Below are 894 nucleotides of genomic sequence, written 5' to 3' on the forward strand. Positions count from 1 at the left end.
CTGAAACCCAGTAATGGCAAGGGTTTGCGAGGAGCGAAAATGCCTCCACTATAGTCGCGCCGGTCCGGGCTATTGTGTGGCTGCCGAGTCCGAGTGTGGCCTGCCATTCCTTGTGATCCATGCTTCTGCCTCGGGTAGTTCGCCGAGGCGTGCGGCGACATCCTGCAACGCGGCGAAGCGCCATAGACCGTGGTCTTGCTCAGCCAGCCACTGCGCTTGGGCAAGCCATGCCGCAACTCCGGCGCTGTCGGTCATTACCGGTGCTTGGGGGGGGTGTGCGTTGACCACAACCAGCAGGATCGGCTCAGAGAAGACGTAGCTGCGACGGTCGGTGATTTCCAGCCGGTAATGTCCGGCAGTCAGATCGGCCTGCGGCAGAAACGCTTCGCATCCTTTCAGGCTGCCCAGATCGGCGATTAGCGTCGGGTTGCCTTCGCGCCACAGCGTGACGCGGAAAGGCGGCAATCCGCCGCGCCAGGCGACGTAAAGGCTGCGCCGGCCTGCGCTGAGCAGCGATTGCGAAGCGCGCAGCAAGGGCGCGTCGAAGCGGGTCGGGTACTCGGTGCTCTCGGTGTTGGCGCAGCTCCGGTTCGGCCTGGCGAGATAGTCATATGCCTGATCGGCTTCCCGCACGGCGCGATGCGGCGCGACCTGACGCAGGGCTTCGAGGCTCCAGGCGCGACCATGTGCTTCGACAAGCCGCAGCGCATGCACGGCCGTCTGCCAGGCGATTTCCTGCGGGTCGGCGCCTGCTGCCTCCGACGGTAGTGCCATTCCAGGCTGCTGCGCGCCCGCGACGAGGCGCAAACGCAGCGTACAGGAATCTTCGTCACGACCGCTGCGGATGGCGAGCTGGAAAGCCTGTCCCGGCGCGCCGAGTGCCGGCAGACGCAA

The 894-nt window shown here is 65.5% G+C and carries 1 protein-coding gene; it reads right to left on the reverse strand.

Going from position 1 to position 894, the window contains the following annotated elements; translation table 11 throughout:
* Positions 1–69 precede the first annotated feature (69 nt).
* On the reverse strand, positions 70–894 hold an 825-nt coding region (locus CAPSK01_RS08830), incomplete at its 5' end, for a hypothetical protein (RefSeq protein ID WP_034925475.1).

It is taken from the genome of Candidatus Accumulibacter vicinus (assembly GCF_000584955.1).
GTDB lineage: Bacteria > Pseudomonadota > Gammaproteobacteria > Burkholderiales > Rhodocyclaceae > Accumulibacter > Accumulibacter vicinus.